The 7,142-nt window shown below is 64.5% G+C and carries 9 protein-coding genes; 7 read left to right on the top strand and 2 right to left on the bottom strand.

All coding sequences use genetic code 11. From position 1 onward, the window contains the following. Positions 1 to 2: 2 nt before the first annotated feature. Positions 3 to 629 (bottom strand): response regulator transcription factor, encoded by a 627-nt coding sequence (locus K5Q19_RS18530; protein WP_292948304.1) that lies wholly within the window; start codon positions 627 to 629, stop codon positions 3 to 5. After that, positions 629 to 2,209, bottom strand: a complete 1,581-nt coding sequence (locus K5Q19_RS18535) for a histidine kinase (protein ID WP_292948306.1) — start codon at positions 2,207 to 2,209, stop codon at positions 629 to 631. Before K5Q19_RS18535 ends, K5Q19_RS18530 begins: the two co-directional genes overlap by 1 nt. A gap of 257 nt (positions 2,210 to 2,466) precedes the next feature. Between K5Q19_RS18535 and K5Q19_RS18540 the strand changes: the two genes are divergently transcribed. The 7 genes from K5Q19_RS18540 to K5Q19_RS18570 all read left to right on the top strand — a co-directional run. Then, the gene (locus tag K5Q19_RS18540; protein WP_292948307.1) at positions 2,467 to 3,135 is read left to right on the top strand and encodes a sigma factor-like helix-turn-helix DNA-binding protein; all 669 of its coding nucleotides are present in this window, start codon (positions 2,467 to 2,469) and stop codon (positions 3,133 to 3,135) included. Positions 3,136 to 3,207: 72 nt separating this feature from the next. Continuing rightward, complete coding sequence (locus tag K5Q19_RS18545) at positions 3,208 to 3,585, top strand: hypothetical protein (RefSeq protein ID WP_292948308.1); 378 nt, start codon at positions 3,208 to 3,210, stop codon at positions 3,583 to 3,585. A 38-nt stretch (positions 3,586 to 3,623) separates the two neighbouring features. After that, positions 3,624 to 4,070: a hypothetical protein gene (locus tag K5Q19_RS18550; protein WP_292948309.1), complete on the top strand. Its 447-nt coding sequence runs from the start codon at positions 3,624 to 3,626 to the stop codon at positions 4,068 to 4,070. Further along, positions 4,067 to 4,651: a winged helix DNA-binding protein gene (locus K5Q19_RS18555; protein WP_292948310.1), complete on the top strand. Its 585-nt coding sequence runs from the start codon at positions 4,067 to 4,069 to the stop codon at positions 4,649 to 4,651. The genes K5Q19_RS18550 and K5Q19_RS18555 overlap by 4 nt, the downstream gene beginning before the upstream one ends. Before the next feature lie 388 nt (positions 4,652 to 5,039). Continuing rightward, complete coding sequence (gene rpsL / locus K5Q19_RS18560; RefSeq protein WP_292948311.1) at positions 5,040 to 5,411, top strand: 30S ribosomal protein S12; 372 nt, start codon at positions 5,040 to 5,042, stop codon at positions 5,409 to 5,411. A gap of 69 nt (positions 5,412 to 5,480) precedes the next feature. Then, a complete protein-coding gene (gene rpsG, locus K5Q19_RS18565; RefSeq protein WP_292948313.1) occupies positions 5,481 to 5,951 on the top strand; it encodes a 30S ribosomal protein S7 in 471 nt (156 codons plus the stop codon). A 127-nt stretch (positions 5,952 to 6,078) separates the two neighbouring features. Next, the coding region (locus tag K5Q19_RS18570; protein ID WP_292948315.1) for a GTP-binding protein at positions 6,079 to 7,142 on the top strand (1,064 nt) is incomplete at its 3' end.

Genomic DNA, 7,142 nt, shown 5'->3' on the forward strand with positions numbered 1-7,142 from the left:
ACCTACTCGCCCGGATCGTTCACGGCGAGCAAGGCCAGCTCGGTGCGGTTCTCGATGCCCAGCTTCTGGTACATCGCGTGGAGATAGACTTTCACGGTACCTTCGCCGATGCCCAGCTCCGCACCGATATCGCGGTTGCGCATGCCGCGTGCGACCAGCCGGGCGATGCGCCGCTCGCGCTGGTTGAGCCGCTCGAGCGGCCCGCCGTTGTCCGCGCTGAGCGACAGGTCTAGCGCGCGCTGCAGCAGGGCGGCGTCGATAGCCTTCCCGCCCGCCTGTACTTTGTCGAGCACCTCGACGAGGCCGCCCTCGGCACCATCCTTGTAAACGATGCCTTCGACACCCGCGCGCATCACGGCGAGCAGCTGGCGGTCGTTGATTCCGGCCGTCAACAGCACCACCGCGCGCTTGTCCCCCCTTGAGCGCAGGGCTTCGAGCGCCTGAACCCCGTTCATGCCCGGCATGTTGATATCGAGCAGCACGATCGCGGGATCATGGGTGGCGATGGCGGCAAGGGTTTCCTCGCCGCTCGCGGTGGCGGCAACCACCTGGAAACGGCTGCCGCGCAGCACGGCTTCCACACCGGCGCGAATGAAGCCGTGATCATCGGCAACAAGAACGGGAATCATCAGGCAATCCTATTGGGCAAGGCAATGTCGAGCAACGCGCCGGGGTGATTATGGCAGATTGAAAGCGTTCCGCCCAGAGCCTCGACCCGTTCGCTGATTGATCGCGGACGGGGCAAAGGCCGGTCGGCTGGGAAGCCTTCGCCGTCGTCGGCGATGCGCAGGGTCAGTCCCGGCCCTCCGGTGCCGACGGCGACGATCACTTCCTGGCAGCTGCCGTGGCGTGCGGCATTGGCGACCGCTTCGCGCAGCACCTGTCGCAACTCGTGGGCAAGACCGATCGAGACCGGCATTGGCCGAACCTGCGCGTCGAGCCGCACGGCGATCTGCCAATGCTGGCTCATCTCACCGAGCAGGGTTTCCATCTCCTCGACAAGGTCGGTGCGCCGGTCGCCTTCCTCACCGCGCCGCAGCCGCTGGATCATAGCGCGCAGCTCGCCCTGTTCGCGCCGCAGCGCGGCCTTGAGGTCGTTGATCTCGGCCGTCGGATCATGTCCCTCGCGGATCCAGCGCGAAAGGGCCTCAAGCCGGAACAGGGTGCCGGCGAGGAACTGGGCGACACTGTCATGGAGGTCGCGCGCCAGCGCATCGCGCAGCGCCGCGGCCGAGGCGGCCTGGGCCAGCTCGGCCAGATCCTCGCGGTCCAGCTCGGTGCTCAGGTGGCGGCCGATCGCCTCGACGAGTGGCAGGTCGTCAACGCACATGTCCGGGATGCCCCAGATCAGCAGCTGGCCGGGGCCGGCCGCCGTCTCGAACGTGACGATCATCGCTTCCTCGATCCCGCAATGTGCGGCAAGCGGCGCATTGACCGGACCGGGGATGGCCAGCGGATAGGAACTGGGCCGGCTGATGATCCGCCGTCCGCGCTTGCGATCGATCAGGGCGGCACGGTCTGGCTCCCCGAAGCTGCCTTCAAGTGCTTCGGGCCCAAGCCTGTCCAAAACAACCGCATAGCCGGAATCGCGCAGCAATTCGGTCCAGGGCTCCTCGCCGTGCGGCACCGCGATCGCGGCACCGCGCGCCTGCAGCGCAACCCGCGCGAAGGTCAGTGTCTCGACCAGAATGGCATTGCGCCGCTCACCCGGCGTGCCCGGCGTGCGCGGCATCGCGGTCGCGCGCGGCCCGCGCTGTTCGCCGCTCAACCAGACCATCATGATCGAGAGTACGCCGAGATACATCAGCCGCCGCCCGTAGCGGTAGAGATCAATCGGCATCCCGGCGATGAACATGCCCGTGCCGATCAGCACGTTGAGGGTGACCAGCGCGACCGATGTCCAGGCCACCGCGAACCAGCCCCAGCGCAAGGTGGCGCTGATCAGTAGAAAGGCGGTGAGCGCCATGAACGGACTGTTGAAATCGGCCTTGTCCGCCTCGGAAAGGTAGACCGCGAGCACGAAGGCAAGCGTATCGATACCGTGGACCCAGGGGGCAAGGCGGAATTCCCACCACCAGCTGCGCCAGGCGATCATGATCATCACCGCAGCGCCAGCAAGGTAGGCAACAAGCATGGAATAAATGGCTACATTGCTCCGCTCCGGTGCTGATGGATCGAGGGCGAGCGAGACAAGAAACACGAGGGCCATGGCCGCCCGACTGGTCGCCAGAACCTTTCCGGTTCGCCGTGCGAACATCCTCGGCCGCATGTTATCCCTATTCCCCGGTTAATAGCTCATTTAACCTACGTTAGTGAAGGTTATGTTTTTTTGCACGTGTCGGCAATGTCAGGTGCGCCGGGTTTGCCCAGCATATTGGCGTTGCGGTTGAGTTCTTCTTGCGGTCAAGCCGGTATTAATCCATTTTTGCTGCCGGATTGGCGATTTCAGGGTCGTGACAAGAAAACATGGGCAAGTCGGAACATAGAGTCGCATCGCCGCGCCCGCCGGGTGCGGACGACTCGGCATATTTGGCGCCTGCCTACGCCCGTCCGGACCAAGCTGGTTCACCGCGTTCCGAGTCGGCCGACTTGGAGATTCGCGAAGACATCCTGGCATCCTTGACCGACAAGCAGCGTGCCGTTCTCGATCTCCTCATCGAACACAAGACCTCGAAAGAGATTTCGCGCATCCTCGGTATCTCGCACCACACCGTCGATCAACGCATCCTGCTGGCGCGTGCCAAGCTGGGCGTCGCGACGCGCAGCGAGGTGGCGCAGGCCTATCGCCGTCTGGTGGCAACTCCCGCCACTGTCGCGGCCGTATACGAACGATCCGTATATGACTTTTCCGACGTAGCGCCGCCACTTGATGACCTGCAGGAACCGATGCGGGAAGACAAGGTGGACTGGCTCGAAAGCCCGCCTGACCGCAAGGAAGCACTGGCGAAGGTTGCGGTCCAGAGCGGTGAGGCATTGGCCGAACCTTACCATCACGTCCTCCCGGAGATGTTCGACGGGCCTTACGGGACCTATATCCGGCTTGGGACGATTGCGATCTTCGCGATGTTCCTGATCCTGATCGTCATGGGCGGTCTCGCGATGTTTGCGCAGTTGTCGCAGATCATCGCCCACTGATCCGGCGCGAACCTCTCCACCTTGTTGGCAGACGTGGGCCCGCAGGTGGGCTCCAGGCTCGGAGAGAAAGTGATGACTGCATTTCCTACCCAGAGTACGCCTGAGATGCCGCTTTCGGTCGCGCAGCTGCGGATTGCCCGCGATCTGCAGCAGGCCGAAGCCGCACTGGACGAAGCGCTGCTGCTTCAGGCACAGTTGCTGCAGACGATGCTCGGCGCTCGCCGCGGTACCGGCGTTGCTCCGTTCCTTGGCCAGGATGCCCTGATGCGGCTGCTCAAGAGCCAGCAGGCCATGCTCGACGCGGGCGGTGAACTGGCCCGTGTGCACGGCCGCCTGAGCACGATCGCCGTCGAAACCTGCGGTGGCAACGATGCCTGTCCGCCGTCTGCGCGGCTCGAAGACGCCGAAGCTGCAGCGGCTGGCATGGCGGTTGCGGCTCAGGCGGCGTGATGTCGGTTCGGTCCAGATGCTCGGGATCCTGAACTGCCATGATCTGGCTCTGGATTCTTCGCTTAGCCCTGATCGCCACCGTGCTGTTCGCGGCCCGCAAGGGAGACGAACCCGAAAAGCTGGTGGCGACGGTGCTGCTCTCCACATTCGTGTTGGATGTGGGTAATCATATGCTGTTCGGCGATCCGGCCTGGTACACGGTCAACCCGGGACACCTGGTGATCGATACCTGGGCCTTCTTTTCCCTGCTCTGGGTTGCGCTTTATGCCAATCGCGGCTGGCCGCTGTGGGTCTCTGCCTCACAGGTGCTTGTCGTGCTCGGCCATGTCGCAAAGCTCTGGGACGTGGACATGGTCCGCCGAGCCTATTGGACGATGACGCAAATGCCTTTTCTGTTCCAGCTGGTCGTGCTGGCAATCGGCACGGGGGCGCATGTCGAGCGCCAGCGCCGTATTGGCCGCTATCACTCGTGGCGGCTCGTATGAGCGGACACCTCGTTCGCCGCCATGAGCGCGGTCGCCGCAGGGCTGCCCTGCGCCGCGCCAGCCCCGCCGTTCTTGCCGAGGCCATGGCCGCGCAGGATCCGCTCGGCGAAGCCGGACGCGCACCGGGGCCGGAAGTGACCGCATCGCTCGCCGCAGGCCTGCATGAGTCCTCCGCGCGGATCACGCCTGAAGCCCTGCTCGCCTTTGCCCGCGAGATGTACGCGATCCGTCGCCGCCGTGATCGCCACTTGCCCGGCGACCTGTTCGGGGAACCGACGTGGGACATCCTGCTCGATCTCTACGTTGCCACGCGTGAAGGCCGCCCGGTACCGACCACCAGCGCCTGCATCGGGGCCAATGTCCCGCCGACGACAGCGCTGCGCTGGCTGCGCATCCTCGAGGCACGCGGGCTGGTCGAGCGCGAAGAGGACGGGCGCGACGGAAGGCGGACGTTCGTGCGGCTTTCCGCGCGGGGACTTGCCGCGATGGACGATTGGCTGCACGTGGCGCTGGCCATGCTCGATCACTCGGTCGGGTCCATCATCCGCCGTGGCGTCCCGCTTGCGGAGGCAGCGGAATAGCGCAGGCTGATCCTGCCCGCCGGCGGCTTGATGCTTGACCGGCGGGCGGTTCCGGCCTAAGGGCGCGGCGTCCCGAACGGCCATCGGCCAGTCGGTTCATCAGAGCTGAACATTGCCGGTGCGCGGCAAGTGGGGCCTCGAAGGCGGTTTTGGCCGTCATTCGTGGGTCCCTCTTGTGTTTGGTCCAGTCTTCCGAATCGGGGTCTGGACCGGTCCTCGCCGTCAGCCGTCAAAGTAACCCGGTGGCGACTTGCCCCGGGTGGAGCGTTTTCGGCTCATGCAGCGCCCCGGCGCGAGGCTTCACCGGCCTTGCCCGATGCTGGATGAGATATTCCGCAAAGCTTCACCTGGTTCTTGCCGCGCCCGCAACCAAGGTGAAGAGTCCTTCATGCCTACGATCAACCAGCTGGTCCGCAAGGGCCGCGAACCGCAGAAGACCAAGTCGAAGGTCCCTGCGATGGAGCAGAACCCGCAGAAGCGCGGCGTCTGCACCCGCGTCTGCACGACGACCCCGAAGAAGCCGAACTCGGCACTGCGCAAGGTGGCCAAGATCCGCCTGACCAACAGCCGCGAAGTGATTTCGTACATCCCGGGCGAAGGCCACAACCTGCAGGAGCACTCGGTCGTGCTCATCCGCGGCGGCCGTGTGCGCGACCTTCCGGGCGTGCGCTACCACGTGCTGCGCGGCGTTCTCGATACCCAGGGTGTCAAGGACCGCAAGCAGTCGCGTTCGAAGTACGGCGCCAAGCGTCCGAAGTAAGTTTCATCTGGGATCGGAACCGCAGGGCAGGCCCGGCTGGGCTGGCCGCGTTCCGAAGGAGTACGCAATATGTCTCGTCGTCGTCGTCCCGAAAAGCGGGAGATCCTGCCGGATCCGAAGTTCAACGATCAGATCCTGTCGAAGTTCATGAACAACCTCATGCTCGACGGTAAGAAGTCGGTCGCCGAAAGCATCGTCTACGGTGCCATGGAAACCATGCAGACCCGCGCCAAGGCGGACCCGCTGCAGCTGTTCCACGATGCGCTCAACAACGTGAAACCGCAGATCGAAGTCCGCAGCCGCCGCGTCGGTGGTGCGACCTACCAGGTCCCCGTCGAAGTGCGTGCCGAGCGTGCCCAGGCGCTCGCGATCCGCTGGCTGATCACCGCTGCGCGCAACCGCAGCGAAACCACCATGTCGGCGCGCCTTTCGGCCGAGCTGCTCGACGCTGCCAACAACCGCGGCAATGCGGTGAAGAAGCGCGAAGACACGCACCGCATGGCCGACGCCAACCGCGCCTTCAGCCACTACCGCTGGTAAGGTTCGTTCAGGCCGGCTGCCGGTTGGTCACAAACTGATCAGGCAGCCGTCTTGAAACGGTCACGCTAAGCACACTATGGGGCGGGCCGAATCCCTTCGGTCCCTCCAGCTTCCAAGGAACCCTCCCATGGCCCGCAGCCATCCGCTCGAGCGCTATCGCAATTTTGGCATCATGGCGCATATCGACGCCGGCAAGACCACGACGACCGAGCGTATCCTCTACTACACCGGCAAGTCCTACAAGATCGGCGAAGTCCACGACGGCGCTGCGACCATGGACTGGATGGAGCAGGAGCAGGAACGCGGCATCACGATCACCTCGGCCGCGACGACCTGCTTCTGGCAGGATCACCGCCTGAACATCATCGACACCCCGGGCCACGTGGACTTCACCATCGAAGTCGAGCGTTCGCTGCGCGTGCTCGACGGCGCGGTTGCCGCGTTCGACGGCGTTGCGGGCGTCGAGCCGCAGTCGGAGACCGTGTGGCGCCAGGCTGACAAGTACGGCGTGCCGCGCATGTGCTTCATCAACAAGCTCGACCGCACCGGCGCGAACTTCAAGTACTGCGTGCAGACGATCATCGACCGTCTCGGTGCGAAGCCCGCGGTGCTCTACCTGCCGATTGGCGCGGAAAGCGATTTCAAGGGCCTCGTGGACCTGGTCGAGCAGCGCGCGATCATCTGGAAGGACGAGAGCCTCGGCGCCGAGTTCTTCTATGAGGAAATCCCGGCTGACATGGCCGATGAGGCAGCGGAATACCGCAACACGCTCGTCGAGCTCGCTGTCGAGCAGGACGACGATGCAATGGAAGCCTATCTCGAGGGCAACGAGCCCGACGTGGCGACCCTCAAGGCGCTGATCCGCAAGGGCACGCTCAACCAGTCGTTCGTGCCCGTGCTGTGCGGCTCGGCGTTCAAGAACAAGGGCGTGCAGCCCCTGCTCGACGCCGTTGTCGACTACCTGCCTTCGCCGCTCGACATCGAGGACGTGCAGGGCATCAACCCGGATACGGATGAGCCCGACAGCCGTGCGACTTCGGACGACGCGCCGTTCTCGGCGCTCGCGTTCAAGATCATGAACGACCCCTTCGTCGGTTCGCTGACCTTCACCCGCATCTATTCGGGCACGCTGACCAAGGGCAGCTACCTGAACTCGGTGAAGAACAAGAAGGAGAAGGTCGGCCGCATGCT

The organism is Novosphingobium sp., from assembly GCF_019748365.1.
Taxonomy (GTDB): domain Bacteria; phylum Pseudomonadota; class Alphaproteobacteria; order Sphingomonadales; family Sphingomonadaceae; genus Novosphingobium.

Bases quoted from the DNA above. Each gene is read 5' to 3' on its own strand.
- K5Q19_RS18555 (WP_292948310.1), top strand. From the start codon at position 4,067: ATGAGCGGACACCTCGTTCGCCGCCATGAGCGCGGTCGCCGCAGGGCT.
- K5Q19_RS18535 (WP_292948306.1), bottom strand. From the start codon at position 2,209: ATGGCCCTCGTGTTTCTTGTCTCGCTCGCCCTCGATCCATCAGCACCG.
- K5Q19_RS18540 (WP_292948307.1), top strand. From the start codon at position 2,467: ATGGGCAAGTCGGAACATAGAGTCGCATCGCCGCGCCCGCCGGGTGCG.
- K5Q19_RS18530 (WP_292948304.1), bottom strand. From the start codon at position 629: ATGATTCCCGTTCTTGTTGCCGATGATCACGGCTTCATTCGCGCCGGT.
- K5Q19_RS18550 (WP_292948309.1), top strand. From the start codon at position 3,624: ATGATCTGGCTCTGGATTCTTCGCTTAGCCCTGATCGCCACCGTGCTG.
- rpsG (WP_292948313.1), top strand. From the start codon at position 5,481: ATGTCTCGTCGTCGTCGTCCCGAAAAGCGGGAGATCCTGCCGGATCCG.
- rpsL (WP_292948311.1), top strand. From the start codon at position 5,040: ATGCCTACGATCAACCAGCTGGTCCGCAAGGGCCGCGAACCGCAGAAG.
- K5Q19_RS18545 (WP_292948308.1), top strand. From the start codon at position 3,208: ATGACTGCATTTCCTACCCAGAGTACGCCTGAGATGCCGCTTTCGGTC.